Consider the following 26,935-nt stretch of genomic DNA (forward strand, 5'->3'; position numbering starts at 1 on the left):
GCGGGCTGATCGATCCGTGAGTCCACGGTCAGTCCGGCAGTCCGCGGAAGGTCTCCAGGAACGTCTTCAGCGCCTGCTGATTGCCCGCGTTCTCCCAGTCGGCGGCCGGTGTCGCCCAGCGGAGCGAGAAACCCTCGCCGCCCCCGATGAGGAACCCACGGCCGAAGGTACGCACGCGCGTGCCCTCGGACTCGTCGACCCACTCCATGTCCGCGGCCTCGCGGCCCTGGTACGTCGTCGCGCGGATCGCGCCCAGCCTGTCGTAGCCGGACTCCTTGCGCAGCGCCGGCTCCACGGTGTCCCGCCACACGGCCACCGGGTCGGACCCGACCCGTGTGCTGTAGGTGACGGCGAGGTCCCGCGGGTCGCCGTCGGCTCCGAAGACGACCCGGTAGGAGCCGTCCTCGGCGCGGTTGGTGCTGAGTCGCTTCCAGCCCTTGGGAAGGGCGACGGCGAAGCCCTCCGATGCCGTGAAGACACGGAAGCCCGCCGGAAGTTTCCCCGCACCCGAGGACGAGGAGGAGGACGAGGTAGGAGACGGGGGCGAGGGCGTGGCGGAAGCGGAGGAAGAAGGAGACGCGGAGGGCGAGGGGGAGGTCGTGGGGGACGCGGTTCCGGAGGACGGCGTGCCCGCTCCGTTCCCGGCGCCGGTCGGGAGTACGGGGGCGGTGCGCGAGGCCGTCGCGTCGGACGCCGCGACGTCGTCGCCCGAACCGTCGCCGGTCGCCGCGAGCGCGGTCACCGTCACGGCGACGGCGGCGGCGACCGCGGTCCCGATGAGCCCCGCGCGGCCGAGGTTCTTTCTGCCCCGGGCCAGGCCCAGCACACGGTGAACCGCTGGCCGCGACTGCGGAAGCGACGCCTCCGCGGCAGCTGGGTCCTCGTTCACGATCCGCACGAGGGCGTCGCGGACCACGGGCCCCGTGAGCCGTTCGCGGGAGTCCTTGCGGAGCAGTCCCTGCATGGTCTGGGCGAGCGGTCCGGCGTGCCGCGGGCTGCGCAGCGGCAGCCTCACGATCGCCTTGAGGGTCGCCTCGGGCTGGCCGCGGTCACGGAAGGGCGGGCGCCCCTCGGTCATCGTGTAGAGCAGCGCGCCCAGCGCCCACAGGTCGGCCGGCGAACCGTACGCCTCGCCACGGGCCTGTTCCGGGGACGCGTACGCCGGGGCGCCGATCCGTGCGGCGGGACCGGCGCCCGCCAGACCGTACCCGGAGACGACCACGCCTCCGTGGTCGCGCACGAACACCTGTCCCAGGCTCAGTTCGCCGTGCACGAGGCCCTCGCCGTGCGCGGCCTCCAGCACGCCCAGGACGTCGAGCCCGATACGGGCGGCCCGCGCGTGGTCGAGCGGTCCGTACTGGTCGAGGAACTCGCCCAGAGGCATGCCGTCGATCCATTCGACGACCGTCCAGAGGCTGCCGGACTCCTCGACGACGTCGATGACGCTCGCCGCGCCACCCGGACACCGCAGTCCCATCAGCTCGGACGCGTGTCTGATACGTGCGACAGCCGGCCCCGCCCAGTCCTCCATCGGATCGGGTGGAAGCTGCGTCTGCGTCAGCAGCCGCGGGCGCGCGTACTCGATGTCCTCCCCGTACCAGCAGACGCAGCCCACTTCATGGTGGACGACCTCCTGAAGCCGATACCTTCCGGCGACCAACTCATTTGCAGCGGCACCCGCGTTGCCCATGCCCATCCCTCGCTGAAGCCTCGCTCCCGGTCACCAGGAATACGCGGTGAGGCATGTCCTGCGTTCAAAGGATCCGCAATCGCTGACGGCCGATGTGACGGCCGGGCCTTGCCACGGCGGCGTCCTCGGAAGAAATCGCACGGCGGGGAGAACGGGCGAGCGAAAAAACGGCGGGAAAGCGGGACGTGCGACCTCCCCAGGCTCCACGTCCCGCTTTCCCGCGACATGGGGCCACTACCCGCACTTCCCGGGCTTACTCCCACCGGTATTCCACCGCTGCTCCACCTCTGCTTCACCGTATGAACCCTGCGTTCGAACCCGGCCGAAGTCCTCGCCGGATCACCCCGCGAATTTCGCCGACAGCGGATGCGTAGGTTGCGAAAGAGGGGGTACATGCGGGCGAGGACGGACTGCATGGATTCTTTGATCAAGGGCGGAGGCCGTATGGCGCCGCAGCGTGGCCGTATAGAGACCACTGTTGCTCTGGAAGGCGATTCGCTCTGCATCGCCGAGGCCCGTCATCTCGCGGCCGACTTCCTGTCACAGGCCCAGGCCGAGCACGGCGTGCCGGTCACGGCCCGGGCGATGGACCTGACCCAGCTGGTGGTGAGCGAGCTGGTCACCAACGCCCTGAAGTACGCGCCGGGGCCGGTCCTGCTCGCTCTGCGAATTGTCGGCGGCCTGCTCGAGGTGGCCGTCTGGGACAGCGATCCGGTACTGCCGGTGGCCCGTGCGGCGGACCCCGGGCGGGTGGGCCAGCACGGCCTGGAGATCGTCATGGCCATCTGCGAGGGCTTCGAGGTCCAAAGAGAGCCGGTCGGCAAACACATCACGGCCCGGATCGGGCTGCTCGCCGACACCCGCGCCGACGTCGACACCCACTGACGGGCGTACCCGGGCGGACCTGACCTGGACCACGGACCGGGCTCGTACGGCTGCGACCGCGACGTCCGCCCTCGACCGCGACGTACGCCATTGACCGCGACGTCCACCCTCGACCGCGACATACGCCCCCGAACGCGACGTCCGCCCCGGAACACGACCTCTGCTCCGGGGCGTACGGCTGCCCTCACCCGGCGTTCGGCCGGTGCTGGGCAGCTCGGTGCGCGTCAAGTCGTGTCGTGTCGTGTCGAATCAGTCCACGATCAGCACGCCGACCGGTACCGCTCCGGCCGTCCGCGTGAGTTCACCGCCGAAGTTGCCCTCCACCTCGGCCTTCTCCGCCGCGTTCGGGTAGGGGTTCGTGCACGCGGTTCCCGCGCTGGAACCGGACATCAGACTCGAACACGGGCCCGGCTTGCGGTCCGGCAGACCGAGGATGTGCCCCAGTTCGTGGGCCGAGATGCGGATCGTGTTGTAGCCCTGATCAACCGCCTGCCGTCCGATGTAGACGATTCCGTTGCCGAGCGAGGTGGTCTGGGCGCGGGGCCAGCCGTTGTCCGCCAGGACCCGTATGTTGGCGCGCTGTCCGGACGCGGCGGGCTGCAGTTCGACGGCGTCGACGCTTTCGTTCCAGATCGCGGCGCCTCGGTCCACCGCGGTCCTGAACTCCGCGGAACCGCTCGCGTCGTAGGTCAGGACCCGGGCGGCGGCGGTGTGGTCCGCGACCGGGGCCGGGGCGGCCACGGCCTGGCCACCCAGCAGGGAAAAGGTCACCGCCAGGACGGCGGCGAGTCCACCGGTGAGCTTACGGACGTGCATGGTCGACCTCCTTGTGGGGGGAAGGTAGTCGTGCACATGACATGACATTCCCTGGCTCCCTGCCCAGCGAGGACGGACGCCAATCCGTCAATCCGGCCGCATGCGACCGCGCTTCGCCGACCGTGACCCGAACAGGGGCCCGGCCCCGTGACACACAGGGGCCCGGCCCCGTGACACACAGGGGCCCGGCCCCCCTCTCCGGGGACCGGGCCCAGCGGCACCGCCGCGCCGCGTCAGCCCTGACGGGCCTTGAAACGCGGGTCCTTCTTGTTGATGACGAAGACCACGCCCCGCCGGCGCACCACCTGCGCTCCGGGCCTGGTTTTCAGTGAACGCAACGAGTTGCGCACCTTCATGACCGTGTTCTCCTCCCGCTCGGGCTCCGGCCGGTCGTCATCGGGTCGTCGACGCCGTACGGCCGTAGCGCCGCTCGAACTGCTCTATCCGGCCCGCACTGTCGACGACCCGCGCGGTCCCCGTGTAGAAGGGGTGGCTGGCCGACGAGACCTCCACGTCGATCAGCGGATAGGTGTTGCCGTCCTCCCAGTCGATCGTCGTCTCCGAGGACGCGGTCGAGAGGGTGAGGAACGTGGCGTCCGAGGCGCGGTCACGGAAGACGACCGGGCGGGACACGGGATGAATACCGAGCTTCATGGGGTTTCCTTCCTCGCAGCCGTACGCCGAAGGGCAACGGCCTGGTTCATCGCTCCTCGCGGAAGAGGACGTGCTCCCCCGCCACCCGGTCGTACTTGCGCAGGACCAGCCGGTCGGGGTCGTTCAGACGGCTCTTCCGCGTCACATAGGTCGCACCGGTTCCGGCCGTGGACTTCAACGTCACCACCGGACGCGTACCTCTGGCAGCCATGAACGCCTCCTTTCACACCCCCGGACACCCATCTCAATTGATGGGGCCATGTCATTCACGTGCGGTATAACCCGGCCCCCGGTGGATGTATTCCCCACCTCGCCCGGGGTCCGAGGACGCCGGGTGTCCTCGTGGAGAAGAAGGGCCCGAACAAGGTGGCCTTCGCGAACGCGAGCGCCCGGGCCCCGGAACTCGACCGGAGCGAACGGGGCCGGGTCGTCGGGCGGAACGCGGACCGAGCACGGCCGGCGGACGGCCGGACCAGGACCGGGCCGAGCCAGGGCGGGGCAGGGCGGGCCGCCGGAAACCAGGCGTGAGGGTCCTGCGAAGCAAGGTTTCGTTCAAGGTCGCAGCGTTAAGGTTCGCAATATGAACGCACGGCTGGATCTTCTCCGCACGGTGGCCCCCGGTGCCACGGAAAGCGAGGTCTTCCGGCTGGCGCTTCAGCACGCGATGGGAGAGCTGGGCGCGCTGGGTGGCGCGATCCACTTGCGCGGTCCCATGTCCGCCCTGCGACTGGTGTCGGCGGCCGGGCTGCCGTCCGCCCTCACCCGTTCCTGGGACATCGTCGACCAGGAGGGACCGTCGGCCCCGGCCCGCGCCCTCCACCAGGGCAGCGGTGTATGGGTCCCGCTGGACCCCGGCGATCCCTTCCGGCCCGGGTCCGGCCTCGCCGCCCTGCCGGTGTCCAGCGAGAACCGCCGTATCGGCGCGCTCACCCTGCTGACGGGCGACCGGGGCGAACCCACCCCCGAGCAGTGGGGGTTCCTGCGGGCCGTCGTCGCCTGGGCCGAGGAACGCATCCTTCAGGCGCCGATGCCGTCCGGGCCCGTCCACACCGAACTGCACGGGGAACGCCTGCGGCAGGCACTCAAGGAGGTCAGCGTCGGCTCGTGGGACTGGGACATCCGTACCGGTGACCTGAGCTGGGACGAGGCCGCGCTGGAGCTGTACGGCACCAGGCCCGCCGACTTCACCGGGCGGATCGAGAACTGGATGCGGATCGTCCACCCCGACGACCTGCCCCCCACCCTCGCGGCGGCGCAGCGGGCGATCCGCGACCGCACCGTGTTCGAGGCCGAGTACCGGGTGCGGCGGCTGGACGGCTCGTACGGCTGGACCCGGGCCCGCGGCCGGGCGACGTACGACGACCGGGGCGAGGCCCTGCGGATGATCGGCGTGGGCTGGGAGAGCAACGAGTCCCGCAGCGCCCGTGACGCCCTCAGCCGCGCCCTGCGTCATATGAGCGACGGTTTCCTGTCCGTGGACGAGCAGTGGCGGATCACCTTCGCCAACCTGGTGGCGGAACGCACCCTGGGGTTCTCCGAGAAGGAGTTGTTCGGGCGCGTCCTGTGGGACCTCCCCTCCGCGCGGCGGATCCCGGGCCTCGAGGAGCACTGCCGGGAGGCCGCGGCCCAGGAGCGGCCCGTCGGTTTCGACGTCCGCTCGCCCGACACCGGGCTCCTGTACCACCTGCGGCTGGTCCCCGGACCCGACGGCCGCACCCTCTACTTCACCGACGTGACCGACAAGCGGCGCCAGGACGAGGAACGCCGCTCGGCCGAGCTCGCCACGGCCGAGCGGGCCGCGCGGATCGCCGAGCTGACCACGGATCTCGCCAAGGCGTCGACCACCCAGGACGTGGTGGAGGCGGTCGCCCGACGCGTCCTGCCGCCGTTCGCCGCCACCGGGCTGCTGATGCAGGTCGTCGAGGGCGACCGGCTCCACCACGTCGGTTCCGTCGGCTACCCGGACGAGTTCCTGGCCCTGCTCGACAGCAGCCACTGGGGCCCCGGCGACCCGGCCTGGCAGCCGATCATGTCCGGCACCCCGCTGTTCCTGTCCTCCGTGGAGGAGTTCGCCGCGCACGCGCCGACCCGCGTCGACACGGCCGCCCGGTCCGGCAAACAGGCCTGGGCGTTCCTGCCGCTGGCCGCGTCCGGGCACACGTTCGGCGTCTGCGTGGTCTCCTTCGACAGGCCGCGCCTGCTCACCGACGAGGAACGCACCCTGCTGACCACGATCAGTGCCCTCGTCGCCCAGGCCCTGGAGCGTGCCCGGCTGTACGACGCCGAGCACGCCCGGTCCCGCGAACTCCAGCGCAGCCTGCTCCCCCAAGGGCTGCCCGAACTGGCCGCGTGCACGGCCGCCGCCCGCTACCTTCCCGCGGGCCAGGGCATGGACGTGGGCGGCGACTGGTACGACATCATCCCGCTCTCCGGCGGTCAGGTCGCCCTCGTCGTCGGCGACGTCATGGGCCACGGCCTGCCCGAGGCCGCCACCATGGGCCGGCTGCGCACCGCCGTGCACACCCTGGCCGACCTCGAACTGCCCCCCGACGAGATCATGAGCCACCTGAACGACATCGTCGCCGGCATGAACGAGGAGTCGTACGCCACCTGCCTGTACGCGCTCTACGACTCCACCACCCGGACCTGTTCCATCGCCCGTGCGGGCCATCCGCCGCCGGCCCTGGTGCACCCCGACGGCAGTGTCCACTTCCCGGAGCCGGCCGCCGATCCGCCGCTGGGCGCGGCGAAGCCGCCGTTCGAGACGGTCGAGATCACGGTGCCCGAGGGAAGTCTGCTCGTGCTCTACACCGACGGGCTGGTCGAGTCGGCGAAGCGGGACATCGACGCGGGCATGGCGGACCTGGCCCGGCTCCTGCACACCACCCATGAGGACGGCACCGACACGGACCTGGAGCGCCTCTGCGACACCCTGACGGCCGGTCTGCTGCCGGCCGAGCAGCAGGCGGCCGACGACGCGGCGTTCCTGGTGGCCCGTCTGCACGCCCTGCCCGAGGACAGGATGGCGGCCTGGCCGCTCCCCAGGGATCCGAAGGCGGCCGGCCAGGCCCGCCGCCATGTCCGTGGACAACTGGCCGACTGGGGCCTGGACGACCTCGTACCGACCACGGAACTGCTGGTCAGCGAGCTGGTGGGCAATGTCGTCCGGCACGCCAAGGGGCCTGTCCGGCTACGGCTGCTGTACGGCGCCGAGCTGATCTGCGAGGTCTTCGACGGCAGTCTGACGATGCCGCGTATCCGCCGCGCCTCCGAGAGCGACGAGGGAGGGCGCGGACTGCAGCTGGTCACGGCGCTCACCGAGCGCTGGGGGGTGCGGTACACACGGACGGGCAAATGCATCTGGACCGAGCAGGTGCTGCTCGGCCCGGACGGCCATGACGACGGCCCGGCGCCCGACACCCAGGACCCGATGTTCACCCCGGACATGTTCGCGGCGGACCTGGACACCCTCCTGTCCGAGGATCCCGGCACTCCCGCGGACTCCGGAGGCGCGGGCTCCGGGGGCGCGGGCTCCGGGGGCGCGGGCTCATAGGGGCAGAGGTGTCACCCGCCGAGCTTCTCTCGCGGGCCGGGCGCGGAGGCGAGTTCCCATACGGAGGGCAGCTCCCGTTCCCTGTTCTCCGCGCGGGCCTGCTCGGTGCCGTACAGCAGGCCCCAGGTGAAGCCGGCCTCGCCCGCGGTCTGGGCGGCGACGGCGAGATCCCTGACAGCGTCCCGGGCCACCACGCTGTCCTGGTGGTCGCCGAGGACCTGCTGCACCGACTTGACCCGCTTGCCCAGGCTCTTGGCCGGTTTACCGAGAGCCGGACGGGCCACCTCCGCCGCGTAGCGGACCTTCTTCGCCGCCTTGCGCGCCTCGTGGAGGGCCACATCCCGTTCGGGGCCGGGCGACAGCTCCAGGGCGTCGGTCATACGCGCGTCCAGTCGCCCGTACTCCTTGAGGACGGCCTTGGCCATGACCTTCTCGGCGTCCTTGGCCGCCTTGGCGCGCAGCGGCGGCTTCTCCACCAGGGCGGCGAGGGAGTCGAGCAGGTCGAGGTAGCGTCGTGAGCCGAGCGCTTCGAGCGTGCGCAGATGGGACTCCGTGCTCTCGACGACGTTCCACACCCGCAGCCGCGCGGCGACGGGACCGAGGACCAGTTCGTCCGGCAGGGCCTCGATCTCCCCGCTGAGCCGCTCCATCAGTACTTCGTGGTCGCGTTCGGCGCCCAGCTCGCCGGCCAGCCACTTCAGCTCGCCGCGGATCGCGTCGGTGGCCTCGTGGTCGAGGACGGACCGGTAGGACCGCAGACAGCTGCGCAGCCGACGGCAGGCGACACGCATCTTGTGCACCGAGTCGGGCCGGTTGCGCCGCACGGCCGGGTCGAGGGCCGTCAGGGCACTGATCTGCTCCCGCACGTACGCGAGGACCTGTGCGCCGGCCTGCTCGGGGTCAGGGCGGACGGACCCCTCGGATGCCCCGGCCGGGGTGGTCACGGTCTCGTCGAGCGCCCTGATCAGCTTGGACGGGGAGTGCGCCCGCGCGATCCCCTTCTTGCGGAGCTTCTTCTCCACGGCGTCGAGGATGGCGGGGTCGGCGTCCTCGGCCAGTTCGACCTCCAGCTCGTTCCACGCGGCATGCCTGCCGTCCGCGCGCAGGGACTCCGCGCGGACCGAGTCGACGCACAGCTCGGCGCGCGTCGTGCCGTCGGCGTCAACGAGGTGGCGTACCTGGCGTGTTGAGCGGATACGGACCACCGGGGTCAGTTCCGCCCCTCGGGTACGTGACCTGGTCAGGTCGAGCAGTGCGGCCGGGACGGTGTCGGTGAGGGCCGAGCTGATCTCCTCCCGGCTGTCGCCCGACAGCGGCAGCTTGAGATGCCAGCCGGCATCGGTGCCACCGGTCCTGCGGCGCAGCACGGCCGAGGAGCCGGACAGGCGGAGATCGTCGGTGTCGTAGTAGACCGCGTCCAGTTCCTCGGGGCCGCGGTCGACGACCTCGGCGACACCGTCCACCCGCTCCAACTCGGGCAGCCAGGAGGTGTCCGCGGGTGAGGGGACCTCGTACTTTCGTTCTGTCTCTCGCATCGACTGGACCATGTAGTACCGGTAGACACAATCCGCCGAACGAAACACGAGTTTGGACATTGCCGGTCTTTCCGGCTACCGGCGAGCGGCGGACCCGATCGCCACGGGTACGCGGTCCAGGGGTAGTTGCTCCGAAGGGCGCGCCGCCGTACTCATTCGGTCCGCCGCATGTCCTCGGCGAACGCGAGTGCCTCCGCGTGGCCGAACAGCCCGGGGAGCCCGCCGGTGTGGAGGAAGACGGTCCTTTCTCCCGGGACGATCTCCCCGCGCCGGGCCGCCGCGACGAGGCCCGCCATCGCGCGCCCGGTGTACGTGGGGTCGAGGACGACCCCCTCAAGCCCGGCGCTCAGGGTCATCGCCTCCTCGACGCTCCTGCCGAGGCTCGCGTAGCCGGCGCCGATGTGGCCGCGGTCGATGCGCAAATCGTCGGCGCGCACGTCCGGGGCGTGCGGGACGGCGAACGACTCGACCCTCCGTCGGGCGTCGTCCACGGCTCCCACGTCGACGCCGAGGGTACGCTCCGCGCCCAGGCTCGCGACGAGCCCGGCCATCGTGGCGCCGGACCCCAGGGCGACAACCACCGTACGCAGACCGGGTACTTGGGACTTCAGCTCCTCGCCGCAGCGCAGATAGCCGCGGGCCGACAGCACGCTCGAACCGCCGAACGGGATCAGAGCCGGGCGCGCCCCCTCTGCGCGCAGCCGGGCGCAGACCCGGGAGGCGGCGTCGCCCAGCGCCTCCTGTCCCGTCACACCGCTGAAGACGATCTCGGCACCGAGGAACGCGTCCAGCACGAGGTTGCCGGACCGGGCCGCCCCCGCCCCCTGTTCGCCGGGGAACACCAGCACGGCGCGCAGGCCGAGGCGGGCGGCGGCAGCGGCGGTGAGCCGGGCGTGGTTGCTCTGCGGAGCGCCGGTGGTGACGAGCGTGTCGGCGTCGTTCGCGAGCGCTTCGGCGACCGTCCACTCCAGTTTGCGGATCTTGTTGCCGCCGCCACCGAGACCGGTGAGGTCGTCCCTCTTGATGAGCAGGTCGTCGCGCCCGAGGCCGAGCGCGGCGGCCAGCCGGGGCATCGGCTCGACCGGTGTGGGCCAGGTGCCGAGCGAGAGCGGAGTGATCGGTTCGGACATGGTGGCGACTCCGTGACTGACTGGACTTGGCGACGACATGGACGTAAGGGGCGGTAGGGGGCGGAGGTGGCGGCTCAGCCCCACAGCAGTCTGATGAGCGCCGTGACGACCGTCCCGGCGAGGATCGCGAGCAGCATCGGCGCCCGCGCCAGCCGTACGACCGCCACCGTGGCGAGTCCGATCAGCAGGGGTCCGTCCAGTCCCGTCCACCGCGGGCCCGCCACGTCGACGACGAGGAGTCCGGCGAGCAGTACCGGTGCGAGCAGCGCGATGACACCGCGCGCCGCCGCAGGCAGTTGGCGGTCTCCCAGTACCGCGGGCCCGGTCGCCTTGAACGTGAAGCTGATCAGCGCGACGCAGATGATGGCCCACCACAGATGCGCCTGGTTCACGACCCGCCCGCCTCCTTCGTGTCACGCGGTACGAGTCCCTTGCGCAGCCCGAGCAGGGCCGCCGCGCTCGCCCCCAGCAGCGCGAGACCGGCCGGTACCCAGATGACGAGAGCGGCGGCGAGGCACGCGCCCAGCGCCGCCGCCGTGCGGGCCGCCCGCGACCCCCGCAGTTCGTCCATCAGGAGCAGCAGGAAGAAGGCCGGGAAGACGACATCGAGGCCGAGCGACTCGACCAGGCTCTCCGGCGGGGCCACGACGACACCCAGGGCGGTTCCCGCCACCCAGGCAGGCCACTGGACGGCGGTGGCGCCGAACAGTTTGTAGCGGTCGAACCGGCCGCCGCCCAGATGGGCGGCCACCCAGGAACCGTCCACGACGGCCTGGCCCTCCAGTGCCCGGCGGAACCGGCCACCGCGCAGGTCCTTGGCCACGGCCACGCCCATCGGGACGAACCGGCCGTTGATCAGCGCGGCCGCCGCGATGGCCGTCGGCACTCCCCCGCCGCCCGCCAGAGCGGTGGCGAGGGCGAACTGCGCGGACCCGGAGAACACGACGAGGGAGCAGACGATGGGGGCGAGGACTCCCCAGCCCTCCGAGCGGGCGAACGCTCCGAAGGTGACGGCCAGGACGAAAGCGGCGGCGGCCAGGCCCGTACCGACCTTGACGCCCGCGACGAAGCCCTGCCGGCGGGAGGCGCCGGCCGCCCCCTGGACCGTGGCATGTGCCGTCGCCTCGGCCGGTGTCGTGGGGTCCTCGGCTTGCTGCGGAGGTATCCGGTCCGTCCCGTCCATGCCACGAGGCTAACAGCCATCAGCGTCAATGGGCATTAGAATAACGGGCATGGAAACGACCGCGTCGGCTCTGATCGGCGGTCATGTGGTGCTGGACTTCGCCAACACGATCGCGTGGCGGCTCGACGAACGACGCATGGCCGACCGCGTGTCCGAGCCCGCGGCCCTGCTCGCCTGGGCGGGCGCGAGCGGTCTGCTGCCCGCCGGCCGGGTCGACGCGCTCCTGGCCGTCGCCGCGGCCGAGCCGGACTCCGCCGCGGACGCGCTGCGGTCGGCTCGGCGGTTGAGGACGGCTCTGCACGGCCTTCTCGACGCGGCGGTGGACGGCGGCCCGCCCCGCCGCGAGGACCTGACCGTCGTGCACGGCCTCTTCCTGGACGCCTGGCACCGGGCGGAGTTCGCGTCGGCCCTGCCCCTGCGCCCCGAGTTGACCGCCAGGGTGCCCGCGGACGCCGTACGGCTACTGGCTCTGGAGGCCGCGGAGCTGCTGGCCGGACCGCTGGCCGCGCTCCGGCGCTGCCAGGGGCCGGGCTGCGGGTGGTTCTTCCTCGACCGCAGCCGCAGCCACACCCGCCAGTGGTGCCGGACCGGCGACTGCGGCAATCGGGAGCGGGTGCGGCGGCACTACGAACGCTCGCGCGGCGCCCGGGGCTGAAGGGCGACCGCCCGGCCGTCGTCGTCCCACTCGATCTCCAGGACGCGCTCGACGGCGTCCCGGTCCAGGGGACCGAACAGGTGGGGGAACAGGACGTCCGCGCCGACGCCGGGCGGCGGGGTGGGATCCGCCGCCTCGAACTCCAGCCGGGCCGTGAGCCGCGCCTCGTCGAGGACCAGCGCGAGCAGCGGCCTGGGCGAGTCCCGGTAGAAGGCGTTCACGACGGCCAGGGTGGTCTCCGCATCGGGAGCGCAGTGGATGAAACCGTCCCGCATGAGGGAAGCGGGCGCGTACGGGGCCTCGGGCCGGGCGCTCCAGTCACCGAGCGTCACTACGTGATAGATCATGATCCGGTTATACAACAGCGGAAATCCGCCCACCTGAATTTGCTTGATCCGTAGCCCGGGGGCCCGCGGATTGGTCCGAAAAAGAAGTGTGCCGGATCGGGTGATCGACCAATCCGGGTGGCTTTCAGGACCGGATTCCCCACGTGACGGACGACAAGAAGCCAACGCGAAATACCCGCAGCCCGGTGCGGCCGGCGCTCGGTGCGCTGAGCGGCCTGCTGGCCGGTTTCGCCGCGCTCGCCGTCGCCGAACTGGTGGCCGCGGGGGTGCGCCCGCAAGCCGGTCCGGTCATCGCGGTCGGGGGTGCGGCGATCGACCGCACCCCCACCCCGGTGAAGGACTGGGCGATCCGCAATTTCGGTACCAACGACAAACTGATCCTGCAGCTCGGGATTCTTGCCGCACTGGTGCTGTTCGCGATCGCCCTGGGTGTATTCGCCCTGCGGTACCGGCGCACCGGGGCCGCCGGAGTTCTGCTTTTCGGTGTGGTCGGGGCGGCGGCGGCGCTCAGCCGGCCCGACTCGACCGGGCCCACCGACGCGTTGCCCTCCGTGGTGGGCGCGGTGGTCGCCGCGGCGCTGCTCTTCTTCCTGATCGGCAAGCTGCGGATCAGGGGCCCCGCACCCGACGACGCGGTTTCGCCGCGGGACGACTCGTCCGACGGCGCCGGCTGGGACCGCCGGGGCTTCGTGATCCTGGCGACCGCTGCCGCCGCCGCGTCCGCCGGAACCGGGCTGCTGGGCCGCGCCCTGAGCGGATCGAAGAGCCGCGAAGCGGCGGCCTCACGGGCGGACGTCGTACTGCCCGCCCCGGCGTCTCCCGCGAACGCGGTGCCCAAGGGAGCCCAGCTGCGGATCCGCGACGTCAGTCCCTTCACCACCCCGAACAAGGACTTCTACCGCGTGGACACCGCACTGGTGGTGCCCAAGGTGGACGCGAGCACGTGGAAGCTGCGGATCCACGGCAAGGGAGTCACCAAACCGGTCACGCTCACCTTCGACGACCTGCTGCGGCGCGAGCTGATCGAGCGCGACATCACGCTCACCTGTGTGTCGAACGAGGTCGGCGGCCCGTACGTGGGCAACGCCCGCTGGATCGGCGTACGGCTCGCCGACCTGCTGGCCGAGTGCGGGGTGAAACCGCCCTCGAAGGGCGGCCGCGCCGACCAGTTGGTGGCCCGTTCCGTCGACGGCATGACGATCGGCAGCCCGGTCGAGGACGTCATGGACGGCCGCGACGCCCTCCTCGCCGTAGGGATGAACGGGGAACCGCTCCCCTTCGCCCATGGCTTCCCGGTCCGGATGCTGGTGCCCGGCCTGTTCGGTTACGTCTCGGCCTGCAAGTGGATCAAGGACGTCGAACTCACCTCGTTCGACGACTACGACGCCTACTGGGTCAAGCGGAAGTGGGCGCGGCAGGCGCCCGTCAAGACCCAGTCCCGGATCGACACCCCCAAGCCGTTCGCCCGCCCCAGGGCCGGTTCGGTCATGGTCGCGGGGGTCGCCTGGGCACAGCACCGCGGTATCGACAAGGTCGAGGTGCGTGTCGACGACGGCCCCTGGCAGGAGGCGCGGCTCGCCGCCGAGGACTCCCGCGACACCTGGCGTCAGTGGTCCTTCGACTGGCGGGCCACCGAAGGCGGTCACACCCTCACCGTCCGGGCCACGGACCGCACCGGCGAGGTGCAGACCGACAAGCGCACCGGAACCGTCCCCGACGGCGCGAGCGGCCGGCACTCGGTCGTGGTCACCGTCGAGTGAAACCAAGAGCCCACTCTCCCCAGCCACATCTCCAGAGCCACTTTTCCCACCCCCGAATGAACGCAGCTGCGGCTGTGTCAACCCATAGGAGAATCACCATGAACACTCGCATCAGCCGTATCGCCGTGATCGTGGCCGCGGCCACCGTTCTCCCGCTGTCCCTCAGCGCCTGCTCCGACAGCGGCAGCGACTCCGCCTCGTCGGACTCCTCCAGCAAGGCGTCGGCCGCCGCCACCGAGTCCGACGACAGCATGGGCAGCTCGGGCGACACCGCGTCGAGCGACGAGCCGTTCGGCCCGGGCTGTGCGTCCGTGCCCAAGAGCGGTTCCGGCTCGTTCGACGGCATGGCCCAGGACCCGGTCGCCACGGCCGCCTCCAACAACCCGGCCCTGTCCACCCTGGTGACGGCCGTGAAGAAGGCCGGTCTGGTCGACACCCTGAACAACGCCAAGGACATCACGGTGTTCGCCCCGACCAACGACGCCTTCGCGAAGATCCCGAAGGCCGACCTGGACAAGGTCCTCGCCGACAAGGCCACGCTCACGAAGATCCTCACGTACCACGTCGTGGGTCAGAAGCTCGCCCCGAAGGACCTGGAGAACGGCTCCTTCCCGACGCTGGAGAAGTCGGAGCTGACCACCTCGGGCTCGGGCGAGTCCTACAAGGTCAACGACTCCGCGAAGGTCGTCTGCGGCAACGTGAAGACCGCCAACGCCAACGTCTACATCATCGACACCGTCCTGATGCCCACCAGCTGACGGACCTTCCTCGGCCGGCCGCCCACCGGGGACGGCGGCCGGCGGCCGGGCTCCCGTGACGGGGAGGAAACAGGGGTGGCCGGGACCGAACGGTCCCGGCCACCCCTTCCCCGTGCCCTCTGGGGCCGCGGCACCCGCGGGTACGCTTCCCGCATGACGCAGGAGCGGTCTCCGGAAGCCGGGTCCAGTGACGCCGTCCCGGCCTCGGCGCCCGGCGCGGAGATCACCACGACGGACTGCCGCCAGTGCGGCGCCCAGGTGAGCGGACTCAACAACAGGTACGCCTGCTCGTACTGCGGCTGGGTCAACCACTGGGCGGAGGGCTCCCACACCCTGCCGTCGGCGGAGGACGATCCGGACCACCCGGGCCGCTGAGAGCCCATGCGGGCGAGACGCAGTTCGCGTGTGCCGCACGGTCTATCGTGGGGCGTATGCACGCTCCCGAGCTGATCCGCATCGTCTCCCGCGACTCGCCCATGGCCCTGGCGCAGGTGGCGCGCGTACGGGCCGAACTGGCCGCGCTCCATCCCGGTACGCGTACCGAGGTCGTCCCCGTGAAGACGACCGGCGACAAGTGGATGGGCGACCTCTCCCAGGTCGAGGGCAAGGGGGCGTTCACCAAGGAGGTCGACGCCGCGCTGCTGGCCGGCGAGGCCGATCTGGCGGTGCACTGCGTCAAGGACGTGCCCGCCGACCGGCCGCTCCCGGCGGGCACGATGTTCGCCGCGTTCCTCAAGCGGGACGACATCCGGGACGCGCTCATCCACCCCGGCGGGCTCACCCTGGACGAGCTGCCGCCCGGCACCCGGATCGGCACGTCCTCCGTACGGCGGGTCGCGCAACTCGCCGCGTCCCACCCGCATCTGCAGTGCGTGCCGTTCCGGGGCAACGCGAACCGACGCCTGGCGAAGCTCGCCGCCGGCGAGGCCGACGCCCTGCTGCTCGCGGTCGCGGGCCTCGATCGCATCGAACGCACCGATGTGATCACCGAAATCCTCTCCCCCGAGACGATGATTCCGCCGATCGGAGCGGGCATCCTCGCCCTGCAGTGCCGGGAGGGCGACACCACGGTCATCGATGCGGTCAGCGCCCTCGGCGATCCGGCCACGCATCGCGAGGCCACCGCGGAACGCATGTTCCTGCACGTCCTCCAGGGCCACTGCAACTCGCCGATCGCCGGTTACGCGACGGCCGGGCGCAACGGTGAACTGTCCCTGCGCGCCTGCGTGTTCACCCCGGACGGCAAGACCCAGCTCAACGCCCACGAGTGGGCCGGCCGCCTGGACCCCGCCACCCTGGGCACATCGGTAGCGGTAGCCCTCCTACGCCAGGGCGCCCGCGACCTGATCGACACAATCCCCCACTGACCGACGGAACGCGCCGGGCCGCTTCCCAGGGGCGCGGGGAACGGCGCAACCTTTCGCCTTCCAGGGGCGGCGGGGCACGGGAACCGGCACGCCCCACCCCCACCGGCCGCTTCCAGGGGCGCGGGGAACGGCGCAGTCTTTTGCCTTTGAAGGGCGCGGGGAACGGCGCAGTCTTTGTCTTTCAGGGGCGCGGGGAACTGCGCACCCCCGCCCCCACCGACCCGCACCCCCCCAACGACCCCCCTCCCTTCAGGGATCGATCATTTGCCTAAACCCTTTAGGTAAATGCATAATCGACCCCACTGACCGGGAGGAGCCCCATGGTCCGCGCAGGCCTGACCACCACACGCCTGATCCAAGCAGGCGCAGAACTCGCAGACGACGTCGGCTTCGACCAGGTCACCGTCTCCGCCCTGGCCAGACGTTTCGACGTAAAGGTCGCGAGCCTCTACTCGCACCTGAAGAACTCCCAGGACCTCAAGACCGGCATCGCCCTGCTCGCCCTGGAAGAGCTGGCCGACCGAGGCGCCACCGCACTGGCCGGCCGCGCCGGCAAGGACGCCCTGACCGCCCTGGCGAACGTCTACCGCGACTACGCGCGAGAGCACCCCGGCCGCTACGCCGCCGCCCAGCTCAGACTCACCCCGGAGGCGGCCGCCGCCAGCGCCGGCAGCAGGCACTCCCAGATGACACGGGCCATCCTGCGCGGCTACGACCTCACCGAACCGGACCAGACCCACGCGGTCCGCCTCCTCGGCAGCGTGTTCCACGGTTACGTCAGCCTGGAGATGGGCGGCGGATTCAGCCACAGCGCCCCGGACTCGCAGGAGACCTGGACCCGGATCCTCGACGCCCTCGACGCACTCCTGCGGAACTGGCCCGCCCGGTAGTCATCGGCAGTCCCGCCCGGCAAGCCCCCTGAACCGACAAGGTCGAAGCCATGCACAGCGAGAACACCTCAGCCGACCCGGCCGACAGCACGACCGACGGCACAACCGGCTGGATCACCACGCCCATCACCGCGGACCTTTTGCGGGGTGCCATCGACCTGGAGCGGACCGAGCACGGCGTACTGCCGCACCGGCTGCCCGCCTGGGTCCGCGCCCAGTACCCCGACGGACAGCTGGCCATGGCCGAGTCCCAGCCGTCGGGCGTACGGCTGGCCTTCCGCACCCGCGCCACCACCGTCGAACTGGACACGCTGCCCACCAAGCGGGTCTACACGGGAGCCCCGCCCCGCCCGGACGGCGTGTACGAACTCCTCGTCGACGGGGTCCTGGCAGGCCGGGGCAGTGTGCGGGACGGCAACACCCTGACCATCGACATGACCACCGGGAGCGCCGAACTGCGGACCGGCCCGGTGGGCACCGTCCGCTTCACCGACCTGCCCGAGGGCGACGGCACCGGCGACGGCGACAGGACCGGCGGCAAGGAGGTCGAGATCTGGCTGCCGCACAACGAGACCACCGAACTGGTCGCCCTGCGCACCAACGCCCCCGTCGAGCCCGCGACCGACCGCGGACGCAGGGTGTGGCTGCACCACGGCAGCTCCATCAGCCACGGTTCCGACGCCGCCGGGCCGACCGCCATCTGGCCCGCCCTCGCCGCCTCACTCGGCGGTGTGGAGCTGATCAACCTGGGGCTCGGCGGCAGCGCGCTGCTCGACCCGTTCACCGCCCGCACCCTCCGGGACATCCCCGCCGACCTGATCAGCGTCAAGATCGGCATCAACGTGGTCAACGCCGACGCGATGCGCATGCGCGCGTTCACCCCGGCCGTCCACGGCTTCCTCGACACCATTCGCGAAGGCCACCCGGACACACCGCTGTTGGTCGTCTCGCCGATCCTGTGCCCCATTCACGAGGACACGCCCGGACCCAGCGCCCCGGACCTCGCCAACATGAGCGAGGGGCAGCTGCGGTTCGTGGCCATGGGCGACCCGGCGGAGAAGGCGGCCGGGAAACTGACGCTGCGCGTCATCCGGGACGAGCTGGCCCGGATCGTGGCCCAGCGGGCGAAGGAGGACCCGAACCTCCACCACCTCGACGGGCTCCGCCTCTACGGCGAGGCCGACTTCGCCGAACTGCCGCTGCCGGACCAGCTCCACCCGGACGCGGCCACCCATCGCCGTATCGGCGAACGCTTCGCGGAACAGGTCTTCACCGCCGAAGGCGCCTTCGCGGCCGGCAGAGCCTGACAGCGGACAACGGCCCCCGAGCGGACCTCAGCGGTCGCCCCGCACCTGGCCGTCCCGCGAGGAGTCACCCCGCGCACTGTCGTCCCGCGACCGGTCGCCCCACATGTGTTCGTCCCGCGCGTCCGCGCCGGCCGGGCGGAAGCAGGCCGTCACGGTCTTGCCGTGCCGCTGGCAGCGCATCTCCCACTCGTCGGCGAGCATCCGTACGATGCCCACCCCGCGGCCGGAGACCTCACCGGCCGCCGGGTCCCGCTGCCGCGGCAGCGTCGGGTCCTCGTCGTGGACGCTCACATGGAGGCAGTCGCCGTCCCAGGTGAGTACCAGATGCGCGTCGCTGTGCGCGTGGACGTGGGCGTTGGTGAGCAGTTCGGAGACGGTCAGTACGACGGCGTCCACCGTGTCCGGCTCGGCCGCGGTCCACGGCAGGGACTCCAGATGCTCGCGTGTCCACTCCCGCCCGGCGCGCACACCGCCCGACACCGGAAACGAATGCGCCCAGCCCATTGCCTTGACCCCCACCGAATCACTCCTGTTCCAGCCGTCCGTACCTGCATGTCCACGGACCAGGTACCCGGCAGGCGCGCACCCAGGCATCGACGAGTCGTGCGAAGGGTGTCCGGCGGTGGTCAGCCGGGCTGCGGGGTGGTGCGGATGGCCGCGATGTCGAGCTGGAGGCGGACCTTGTCGCTCACCATGGCGCCGCCCTCGGCCAGCCTGGTGTTGTAGGTGAGGCCCCACTCGGAGCGGTTGATCGTGGTGGTGCCGTCGAAGCCGACGCGCTCGTAACCGAACGGGTCGGTGACATAGCCGATGTAGGTGAGTTCGAGGACGACGGGACGCGTCCTGTCCTTGATGGTGAGGTCGCCGGTCATCCGGTAGACGTCGGGGCCCGCCAGTTTCACGGCGGTGCTGAGGAAACGCATGTGCGGGTAGGTGCCGGAGTCCAGGAAGTCACGGCCGGACAGATGACTGTCGCGCTGGTCCACACCCGTGTCGACGCTGGCGGTGGACAGGATGATCTCGGCCCCCGAGCGGGACGGGTCGCGGCCGTCGAAGAAGAGGCGGCTCTGGTAGTCCGTGAAGGCGCCCCGCACCGTGGTGACCATGGCGTGCCGGACGGAGAAGCCGATCCGGCTGTGCGCGGGGTCGATGACCCAGTTCCCGGTCAGGGTTCTCAGGTCCGGTTCCGACTGGCCGCCCTGGGGGAAATCGGGCGGTCCGGCGGGCCGTTGTGGTTCGACAAGCGTGGCCGAGCGGCGGGGAGAGGCACCTCGATTAAAAAGATTCATGACTCACCTAGCTATTGCGCAATAGATATATCTGCAAGCCAAACCAAGATCCACAAGTTTACCGGATTCCTACCCGCCGATCGGCCCGGCATCCCCGCCCTGCCAATGGGTCACAGAATCCACACACCTGTCACCAGGCCCGCAGAAGGCACTGAGTGCCTGGCCTGCACGCATCCGACCCGGGATCAGCGCAATTCTGACGCCCGGCGCATATCGCCCTTTTGATGTCGGGTCAGTGGCCGTACTTCTCAGTAGCCGTACTTCGTCGTATACGCGCATTCGGTGTAGATGTAGCCGGACGACAGTTTGGCGGTGTCCGAGGCCGGCGAGTTTCCGATTCCGCTCTTGGATTTGTGCACGAAGTAGGTGGTGCCGACGGGCAGCCGGATGGTCCGCTGCGGGTAGTTCCTGCCGCTGTCGCTGCACGGCTCGAAGCCCAGGGTCACCGTGCTGGCCAGGGAGTAGGAGGTGCACTTCCCGCACGCCTTGAGCGTGAAGCTGCCCGTCACCGGGCCCGTGTACAGCACCGTGATGTCGTCGGGGCTGTCGTTCTTGACGGTGACGGAGATGCTCCCGCCCGATGCCGTGGTCGGCAGGCGCTTGCCCGCGGCGGGCACGGTCTGGGCGACCTCGGCGGCAATGGCGATCTTCTTGGCGCGGGCCGCGTTCTTGTGCTGCCCGGCGTTCTTGACGAAGTCGTTCATGGTGGTGACGGCTTCGGCGAAGCTCTTCTCCTTGTACTGGTCCACTCCGCAGGCGTACGTGCCCGACTCGGCGTTCCTCTCCGCCCGGTCGGCCGTCCTGCCGAGGGCCTCGGTCTGTCCGGCGCGCTCAGCCGGCAGTCCGACGATCTGGGAGTTGAGGCTGTCGAGGCGCTCGACGGCCGCGCAGGGGTCGTCGCCGCCCACGTCCTTCACGGCCTTGTCCACGGCCGTCCCGACCGCGGTCTCCACCTTCGCGCTCTGCCCGGACTTCGGGAACGTCGTCAGGAGTTCGCCGTAGTGCGTCGCCCAGTCCGCGGAGCCGCCGGACAGCGACCGTGAGCCGCACTCGTAGAGCGAGGTGGCCAGCCGGTCGTCGGGCCAGGTCGCCAGCGAGCCGAGTTCCTTCTCGTCCATGGTGCGCGGAATCGTGCGCAGGTACTTCAGGGGCGCGACGGCGCCACAGTAGTTCTGCTCCTCGTAGGCGGAACCGACCGTGGTGTAGAAGGTCTTGAGCCGGCCGGGTACCCGGTCGGCCGCCCGCGAGCCGGGGTGGTCGTCGCGAAGGCCGCTGTAGACGGTCAGGGCCTGGCGGTAGTCCGGTTCCGCCGTCGGGAACTGCTGTTTCCCGGCCGCCCGGACCAGCTTGTCCGCGCGCTCCAGGCGGTCCAGAAGCATCTGCTCGATGGCTTCGTCGCGTGCGCCGCCGTACAGGGCGACGCCTCCGGCGGGTACGGCCAGGAGCACGATCCCGAGGACGACGGCGATCCAGGCGGCCGGCGGCCACGACAGCCGGGTCCGCAGACCCACGACCGCGCCATGGACGGCCGCGAGCGCGAGCAGGACGACGTACGCGACGAGGGCTCCGCCGGGCACACCGTCCGGATCCGCGGGCAGCGCCACCAGAAGGAGTACCGCCGTCGCGACCCAGCAGGCCGCCATCAGCCACCAGCGGCGCACCAGCGCGTAACCGACGCCCAGTCCGCAGAGGTTCAGGAGCGCCACGCCCGCGGCTCTCCAGCCGTCCGCGGGTGCGGGCGGCGGAGCGGTCGGCATCGGCGGTATGACAAAGCCGTCGCTGAAGTCGTTGTGCTGCCAGGACATGACGGTTCCCCCCGGTCGATCACGTCCGAAGTTCTATGACTTGTCAGCGTACGGTCAGCCATATAACGGCGACAAGGGGGAGCGTCGGCCCGTCAGCAACAACCCGCGCCGGGAGCCTCGGTGACGGGGAGCCCGGCCTCGGAGGGCGTCCCGGCGTCGAGGCGGCAGAAGCACGACGCCTCGATCGGTACGTCGGCCACGGCCGCGGCGGTCTTCAGTTGCTGGGCCACGATCCGCGCCTCCCCCGTCCTGCCCAGCCGGACGAGGCACTCGTGGAATCCGTGCAGGGCCCAGACGTTGCCGGGGTGGTGCAGCGCGCGCGGAAGTGTGTCGTCGAGTCCCAGGTCGGCCCGGTAGACCGCTTCCGCCTCGGCGACGCGCCCCTGTTCCAGCAGCAGGGCCCCGTACGCGTGGCGGGTGGGCTGCATCCAGCCCCAGGGCTCGTCGTAGGGAAGGCCGTCGTCCAGTTCGATCGACCGCTCCAGGGCGGCGAAGGCCGCCTCGTGATTCCCCCTGCGGTACTCCAGTTCGCCGTCGAGCATCGCCGACGCGACCGCGAGGATGTCGGCGCAGGTGTTGTTGAACAGCATCCGGGTCTCCGGAACCCGGGTGCGCGCCTCCCCGAACAGCGCGCGCTCGGTCTCGGCTTGGGCGATCCGGCCGGTGGCCGCGTACGCGACCCCGCGGGCGTAGTGGAGCATCGCGGTCGTCACGCAGTACAGCCGCGGGTCGGCGGGCAGCGGCAGTTCGAGGATGTCGGCCCAGCGGCCGAACCGGATCAGGACGTGGACCCGCATGGCGAGGAAGCCCTCCAGCCAGTCCGCCATGGGCGGGCTCTGCACCCGCAGCAGGTCCTCCGGGATGGATGCCTCCAGTTGCGCGGCGGTCTCCAGGGCTGTCCTGGACTGTCCGAGGAACATGGCGCCGTAGATCCGGAAGTGGTAGTTGTGCGACCGGTACAGCGTGTAGAAGTTCATCGCCCCGGACCGTGCGAGGAACTTCTCGTCGGCGGCAATCGCCGCTCCGTTGTCGGCCACCACGCGCCGGTAGTCGCCGCAGAGCACGTCCAGGTGGGTGGGCATGTGCTGGAGGTGGCCGGCGTCGGGCACCAGATTGCGCAGCAGGTCCGCCGCGGGCAGCGCGGTCTCGGGGGCCGAGGACATCTCCATCAGGTGGATGTACATGTGCAGGAGCCCCGGGTGCCGTACCCCGGCGTCGGTGGCGATCGCCCGCTCCAGGACCTCCTTGGCCGTTGCCGCGCGCGAACGGCTGGCGGGCTCGCCCGTGCGCAGGTCCCACAGCTGCCAGGGGGTGAGGTTCATCAGCGCGTCGGCGTAGAGCGTGGCCACGTCCAGGTCGTCCGGGGCGAGTTCGTACACGGCGCGCATGCTGATCGCGTAGGGCTCGTTCCACACCGAGCAGTCCTCGACGGCCTTCGGCTGCGGATAGCGGGCGCGCAGGGCGGCGATCAGGGCGCGCTCGACCGGGGTGGCGCCGGCCGCCTTCTCCTGGGCGAGTTCCACGGCGGCGTGCGTGCGGTCGACGGTACGGACCAGGTCCTCGCCGTCGAAGAACTCCCAGGGCTTGTTGTAGTTCGGGCCGAGGGCGTAGGCGATGCCCCAGTACGCCATGGCGCAGTCGGGGTCCGCCGCCGCGGCGGCCTCGAAGCAGGCGACGGCTTCCTCGTGGTGGAAGGCGTACGACCAGACGAGCCCGCGGTCGAACCACAGTTGGGCCTGCGGGGACGCCGTGGTCACGGCACGGCCGTGCGTACCGAGGTCGTAGTAGTCCATCCGCAACTCCCGCGCGTACACGGCCGAGGCCCTCGAAGTGTGTTGCTCCGAGCCTAGAGGTGATGCGCGCGCATTCGTCCCGCTTTCCGGCGAGTGCCGCGGGCGGTCCGTCCCCCCTCGTCGTACGGGGGACGGACCGGAGCCGGACGGTCCGTCCTCAGAACTCGCGGTCGATGCCGGTCACGAAGGCCGGGCCCAGCGGAGCGTCCTTCTCGGGGAAGCCGCTGTCGCGCAGGGCCCGGGAGACCAGCTGGACCGCCTCGGTCTCGGCGCTGGACTGGTCGGGCGCCTCGACCTCGATCCTGGCGGAGAACATACCGCCCTCCTCGACCGTCAGCAGGCTCAGCTCCTCGCTCTCCCCCAGGTCCGTGTTCTTCGGGTCCCGGGGGCGGAGCCTGCGCTCGATGTCGGAGCGCGCGGCGTCCTCGACGCCGTTGACGAACGTGCCGGGGACGGTGATGACGTACGTGGTCATGGGACTCCTTACGAGGCTGCGCCGGGTCGTCGAGGGCGGAACAGGCCGTACGGGACAGGTTCGGCGGGTTGTCCTGAACCCATGTGACCGCTCCCTCGACCGGATCCGCTCCGTGATCTGCTCCGCGAGCTGTTCGATCCGCCTCTCCCGGCTCGTATGTGATCCACGTTCCACGTTCCCCTCCTTCGGCGGGAAATGCGGGTTGTCCCGCTTGAGGGCGGACAGGGCACCCGACCAGCCTCTTTTTCCCGCACCTCGGGCGTCCCGGCGCCTCGCGCGGGTGAACCGGGGAACAGCAGTCCCCACCGGACGCCCCCGGTTCGCGTCCACCCCGGTAGCCTCATCGGATTCATACGCGCAGTGCCTCTCCCGGGTGCAGGCGGGGGGCCTCGTGGCGCATTCTTGCTGTGTCAGCCACCCGGGCGGCGCACGGACGAGGTAGGGCCGATGACTGGGAGAGCCGAGCACGGGACGCGGACCCCCGGACGCCTGGACCCGCTGCTCACCGGGATCACCACGGAGGCGATCAGCGCGGCCGGCGGCTTCGCGGGCGGGGTGTACCTGCGCTCCGGCACGCCGGGGCTGCTCCGGCTGGCCGTGCTCTCCGGGCTGCCAGGACCGCTGTTCCGCCCCTGGTGGCGGCTGCACGTGGACCGCAGGTTCCCCGTCGCGGACGCCTTCCGGCTGGGTGTCCAGGTGGTGCTCCCGGACGCGACAGAAACGATGCGCCGCTACCCCCAGTTCGCGGCCGGCCTGCCGTTCCAGTTCGGCTCCCTGTACGTGCCGGTCGTGGGCGGGTCGACGACGTACGGCGTACTGACCATTCTGCGGCCCTCGGCGTCGGACGCCACCGAGGTCCTGCCCGACCGCGACCGCATGGCACAGCTGGCCGAGGACCTGGGACAAGCCCTGTGGAAGCTGGAGCAGGACGGCGAGCCGGACATCGCCTGGGACGGTGAACCGCTCTGTGTACGGCCACCGGCCACGCAGCCGCCCGCCGGACGCATCGGACGGTTCACCTGGGATCCGGCGACCGACGTCGTGACCGCGGACGGCCGCCTGCACGCCCTGCTCGGCGTGGCACCGGGCAGATCCACGGACACCCCGCAGGCCCTCGCGGACGCCGTGGCCGCCGCCGACTCCCATCAGATCCTGACCGCCTTACGGGAGACCGCCGCGGGAAGACCGCCACCCCTGCCCCTGCCGGTGCACGCGCCCGACGGCAGCCTGCGGCTGCTGGAACTGTGGACCCCGCAGGACATGGCCGTGACGCCCGGGCCGTGTACGGTCCGGGGTCTCGTCCTCGACCCGGACATCGCGTCGGCGGCGGACGGAGCGGCCGATCTGCTCCCCGAGGGCGTCTTCTGCCTCGACCGGCTGGGGCTCATCGTCTACGCGAACGAGCAGGCCGCCCGGCTCCTGGGCCGCCCGCGGACGCGGCTGCTGGGCCGTCCCCTGGGCGAGGAGGTGCCGTGGCTGGAGCGCTCCGCCTACGAGGACCATCTGCGCGAGGCCCTGCTGTCCCTGGAACCGGTGCACTTCCACGTCGTACGCCCCCTGCGGTTCACCGAGGACCCTCCCCCGGAGTTCCACGGGGGCGGTGACTGGCTGGCGGTCTCCGTGTATCCCGGGCCCGACATCCTGACCTGCACCATCGTGCCCGCCAACCGGGTGGCCGACCCGGCTCCCGAACTCGTACCACCGGCCGAGGGGCCCTCGGCGGACGGTGTGCCCCCGCTCGACGGGGCGGCTGCCAAGGTCACCCCCATGGCGCCGCTGTACCGGCCGATCGTCCTCGCGATCGCGCTGACCGAGGCGGTCACCGCGCGCCAGGTGTCCGCGGTCGTCATGCAGGAGCTGCTGCCGGCCTTCGGGGGCGGCCGGCTCGCCATCTACCTGCTCCAGGACCGGCACCTCTACCTGGCCTGGGAGTCGGGCTTCCCCCAGGGATTCCTCGCGCCGTTCGAAGGCGTCGGCCTCGACGCGCGGCTGCCGGGAGTGGAGACCCTCACCAGTGGCCGCCCGCTCTTCTTCGAGTCGATGCAGCAGCTCGCGACCGCCTACCCGGGCGTCCCCCTCGACGCGACCGAGGGCTCCCGCGCCTTTCTGCCCCTGATCGCCTCCGGGCGTCCGGTCGGCTCCTGCATCCTCGGCTTCGACCGCCCCCGGGGCTTCAGCACCGAGGAGCGCACGGTGCTCACGGCCCTCGCCGGGCTGATCGCGCACGCCATGGAGAAGGCCCAGCGCTACGACACCGAGGCCGCCCTCGCCCGCGGACTCCAGCAGGCGCTCCTCCCCCGGCGGCTCTCCGCCCATCCGCGGGTGGAGACCGTCGGACGCTATCTGCCGGGCACGCAGGGGATGGACGTGGGAGGGGACTGGTACGACGTCGTCGAGTCGGGCGACGGGCTCGCGCTGGTCATCGGCGACGTCCAGGGGCACGGCGTCCAGGCCGCCGCCACGATGGGTCAACTGCGCAGTGCCGTACGGGCCTTCGCGCTCGGCGACCGGCCGCCGGACGAGGTCATGAGCGGCACCAACCATCTTCTGATCGACCTCGACCCCGGTCTGTTCGCCAGTTGCTGCTACATCCGGCTGGACCCGCTCACCGGTCTCGCCAAGGTGGCCCGGGCCGGCCATCCGCCGCCGATCCTCCGCCTCCCGGACGGCCGCACGCATGTCCTGGAGATCCCCGGCGGTGTCGTCCTAGGGGTGGATCCGCACGCCCACTATCCGGTGACGGAGCTGCAGCTGGACCCCGGCGCCATCCTCGCGCTGTACACGGACGGCCTGGTGGAGACGCCCGGCGTCGACATCGACGAGGGCATCACCGCGCTGCGCGTCGCCCTGGCCCGGGCGGGTTCCCCCGCCGGTCGCCCCGGGGGCCGGTCGCTCGCGGGGGTCGCCGACCGGCTCACCGCCAAGGCCCGGCATGTGGCCGACCGCCCGGACGACATTGCCCTCCTCCTCGCCACCCGCCGCCCACAGCCCGACCGCGACCGCTGAGCAGCCGACCACTGCACCGGGACCGACCGGTCCCGCA

Annotated in this window: 25 protein-coding genes; 10 read left to right on the top strand and 15 right to left on the bottom strand. The window is 71.2% G+C overall.

Annotated features, from left to right (window positions below; translation table 11 throughout):
• Positions 1 to 28: 28 nt before the first annotated feature.
• Complete coding sequence (locus IE278_RS04000; protein WP_189768707.1) at positions 29 to 1,690, bottom strand: serine/threonine-protein kinase; 1,662 nt, start codon at positions 1,688 to 1,690, stop codon at positions 29 to 31.
• A gap of 414 nt (positions 1,691 to 2,104) precedes the next feature.
• Between IE278_RS04000 and IE278_RS04005 the strand changes: the two genes are divergently transcribed.
• The gene (locus tag IE278_RS04005) at positions 2,105 to 2,575 is read left to right on the top strand and encodes an ATP-binding protein (RefSeq protein ID WP_246569816.1); all 471 of its coding nucleotides are present in this window, start codon (positions 2,105 to 2,107) and stop codon (positions 2,573 to 2,575) included.
• A gap of 249 nt (positions 2,576 to 2,824) precedes the next feature.
• Here the strand turns inward: IE278_RS04005 and IE278_RS04010 are convergent, their stop codons facing one another.
• The 4 genes from IE278_RS04010 to rpmG form a co-directional block, all read right to left on the bottom strand.
• Positions 2,825 to 3,391 (bottom strand): snapalysin family zinc-dependent metalloprotease, encoded by a 567-nt coding sequence (locus IE278_RS04010; protein ID WP_189768709.1) that lies wholly within the window; start codon positions 3,389 to 3,391, stop codon positions 2,825 to 2,827.
• A 233-nt stretch (positions 3,392 to 3,624) separates the two neighbouring features.
• On the bottom strand, positions 3,625 to 3,747 hold the full coding sequence (ykgO, locus tag IE278_RS04015; protein ID WP_189768711.1) for a type B 50S ribosomal protein L36: 123 nt from the start codon (positions 3,745 to 3,747) through the stop codon (positions 3,625 to 3,627).
• 37 nt (positions 3,748 to 3,784) lie between these two features.
• Positions 3,785 to 4,045, bottom strand: a complete 261-nt coding sequence (locus tag IE278_RS04020) for a type B 50S ribosomal protein L31 (protein ID WP_189768713.1) — start codon at positions 4,043 to 4,045, stop codon at positions 3,785 to 3,787.
• Between the two features lie 46 nt (positions 4,046 to 4,091).
• The gene (rpmG, locus tag IE278_RS04025) at positions 4,092 to 4,256 is read right to left on the bottom strand and encodes a 50S ribosomal protein L33 (RefSeq protein ID WP_107014951.1); all 165 of its coding nucleotides are present in this window, start codon (positions 4,254 to 4,256) and stop codon (positions 4,092 to 4,094) included.
• Positions 4,257 to 4,625: 369 nt separating this feature from the next.
• Between rpmG and IE278_RS04030 the strand changes: the two genes are divergently transcribed.
• The gene (locus tag IE278_RS04030) at positions 4,626 to 7,598 is read left to right on the top strand and encodes a SpoIIE family protein phosphatase (protein ID WP_189768715.1); all 2,973 of its coding nucleotides are present in this window, start codon (positions 4,626 to 4,628) and stop codon (positions 7,596 to 7,598) included.
• 11 nt (positions 7,599 to 7,609) lie between these two features.
• Here the strand turns inward: IE278_RS04030 and IE278_RS04035 are convergent, their stop codons facing one another.
• The 4 genes from IE278_RS04035 to IE278_RS04050 form a co-directional block, all read right to left on the bottom strand.
• Positions 7,610 to 9,145, bottom strand: a complete 1,536-nt coding sequence (locus IE278_RS04035; RefSeq protein WP_189769082.1) for a CYTH and CHAD domain-containing protein — start codon at positions 9,143 to 9,145, stop codon at positions 7,610 to 7,612.
• 140 nt (positions 9,146 to 9,285) lie between these two features.
• A complete protein-coding gene (locus IE278_RS04040; protein ID WP_189768717.1) occupies positions 9,286 to 10,263 on the bottom strand; it encodes a pyridoxal-phosphate dependent enzyme in 978 nt (325 codons plus the stop codon).
• 74 nt (positions 10,264 to 10,337) lie between these two features.
• Entirely contained in the window at positions 10,338 to 10,655 is a 318-nt protein-coding gene (locus IE278_RS04045) for an AzlD domain-containing protein (protein WP_213089702.1), read from the bottom strand.
• Positions 10,652 to 11,446: an AzlC family ABC transporter permease gene (locus IE278_RS04050; protein WP_189768719.1), complete on the bottom strand. Its 795-nt coding sequence runs from the start codon at positions 11,444 to 11,446 to the stop codon at positions 10,652 to 10,654. Before IE278_RS04050 ends, IE278_RS04045 begins: the two co-directional genes overlap by 4 nt.
• A gap of 49 nt (positions 11,447 to 11,495) precedes the next feature.
• Here IE278_RS04050 and IE278_RS04055 point away from each other — a divergent pair, with 49 nt between their 5' ends.
• A complete protein-coding gene (locus tag IE278_RS04055) occupies positions 11,496 to 12,101 on the top strand; it encodes a CGNR zinc finger domain-containing protein (RefSeq protein WP_189768720.1) in 606 nt (201 codons plus the stop codon).
• On the opposite strand, the gene IE278_RS04060 is transcribed toward IE278_RS04055, so the two are convergent.
• Positions 12,071 to 12,448, bottom strand: a complete 378-nt coding sequence (locus IE278_RS04060; protein ID WP_189768721.1) for a DUF952 domain-containing protein — start codon at positions 12,446 to 12,448, stop codon at positions 12,071 to 12,073. The two genes, IE278_RS04055 and IE278_RS04060, sit on opposite strands and share 31 nt — an antisense overlap.
• A gap of 143 nt (positions 12,449 to 12,591) precedes the next feature.
• On the opposite strand from IE278_RS04060, the gene IE278_RS04065 reads away from it, so the two are divergent.
• From IE278_RS04065 to IE278_RS04090, 6 genes are all read left to right on the top strand, one after another.
• Positions 12,592 to 14,208 (top strand): sulfite oxidase, encoded by a 1,617-nt coding sequence (locus IE278_RS04065; protein WP_189768722.1) that lies wholly within the window; start codon positions 12,592 to 12,594, stop codon positions 14,206 to 14,208.
• Positions 14,209 to 14,306: 98 nt separating this feature from the next.
• A complete protein-coding gene (locus IE278_RS04070) occupies positions 14,307 to 14,966 on the top strand; it encodes a fasciclin domain-containing protein (RefSeq protein ID WP_189768723.1) in 660 nt (219 codons plus the stop codon).
• Between the two features lie 153 nt (positions 14,967 to 15,119).
• The gene (locus tag IE278_RS04075) at positions 15,120 to 15,341 is read left to right on the top strand and encodes a hypothetical protein (RefSeq protein ID WP_189769128.1); all 222 of its coding nucleotides are present in this window, start codon (positions 15,120 to 15,122) and stop codon (positions 15,339 to 15,341) included.
• Between the two features lie 56 nt (positions 15,342 to 15,397).
• Positions 15,398 to 16,333: a hydroxymethylbilane synthase gene (gene hemC, locus IE278_RS04080; protein ID WP_189768724.1), complete on the top strand. Its 936-nt coding sequence runs from the start codon at positions 15,398 to 15,400 to the stop codon at positions 16,331 to 16,333.
• A gap of 320 nt (positions 16,334 to 16,653) precedes the next feature.
• Positions 16,654 to 17,223, top strand: coding sequence for a TetR/AcrR family transcriptional regulator (locus IE278_RS04085; RefSeq protein ID WP_189768725.1), 570 nt, complete (start codon positions 16,654 to 16,656; stop codon positions 17,221 to 17,223).
• A 50-nt stretch (positions 17,224 to 17,273) separates the two neighbouring features.
• A complete protein-coding gene (locus tag IE278_RS04090; RefSeq protein WP_189768726.1) occupies positions 17,274 to 18,530 on the top strand; it encodes a GDSL-type esterase/lipase family protein in 1,257 nt (418 codons plus the stop codon).
• A 27-nt stretch (positions 18,531 to 18,557) separates the two neighbouring features.
• Here the strand turns inward: IE278_RS04090 and IE278_RS04095 are convergent, their stop codons facing one another.
• The 5 genes from IE278_RS04095 to IE278_RS04115 all read right to left on the bottom strand — a co-directional run bounded on the left by IE278_RS04095 (position 18,558) and on the right by IE278_RS04115 (position 23,892).
• Positions 18,558 to 19,049, bottom strand: coding sequence for an ATP-binding protein (locus tag IE278_RS04095; RefSeq protein ID WP_189768727.1), 492 nt, complete (start codon positions 19,047 to 19,049; stop codon positions 18,558 to 18,560).
• 107 nt (positions 19,050 to 19,156) lie between these two features.
• Positions 19,157 to 19,819, bottom strand: a complete 663-nt coding sequence (locus tag IE278_RS04100; protein WP_189768728.1) for a YceI family protein — start codon at positions 19,817 to 19,819, stop codon at positions 19,157 to 19,159.
• Between the two features lie 248 nt (positions 19,820 to 20,067).
• Positions 20,068 to 21,624 (bottom strand): hypothetical protein, encoded by a 1,557-nt coding sequence (locus IE278_RS04105; RefSeq protein WP_246569818.1) that lies wholly within the window; start codon positions 21,622 to 21,624, stop codon positions 20,068 to 20,070.
• A gap of 92 nt (positions 21,625 to 21,716) precedes the next feature.
• Complete coding sequence (locus IE278_RS04110; protein ID WP_189768729.1) at positions 21,717 to 23,417, bottom strand: tetratricopeptide repeat protein; 1,701 nt, start codon at positions 23,415 to 23,417, stop codon at positions 21,717 to 21,719.
• A 157-nt stretch (positions 23,418 to 23,574) separates the two neighbouring features.
• A complete protein-coding gene (locus IE278_RS04115) occupies positions 23,575 to 23,892 on the bottom strand; it encodes a hypothetical protein (protein WP_189768730.1) in 318 nt (105 codons plus the stop codon).
• Positions 23,893 to 24,339: 447 nt separating this feature from the next.
• Between IE278_RS04115 and IE278_RS04120 the strand changes: the two genes are divergently transcribed.
• Complete coding sequence (locus IE278_RS04120; RefSeq protein ID WP_189768731.1) at positions 24,340 to 26,898, top strand: SpoIIE family protein phosphatase; 2,559 nt, start codon at positions 24,340 to 24,342, stop codon at positions 26,896 to 26,898.
• Positions 26,899 to 26,935: the final 37 nt, after the last annotated feature.

Source organism: Streptomyces tauricus, from assembly GCF_014650955.1.
GTDB lineage: Bacteria > Actinomycetota > Actinomycetes > Streptomycetales > Streptomycetaceae > Streptomyces > Streptomyces tauricus.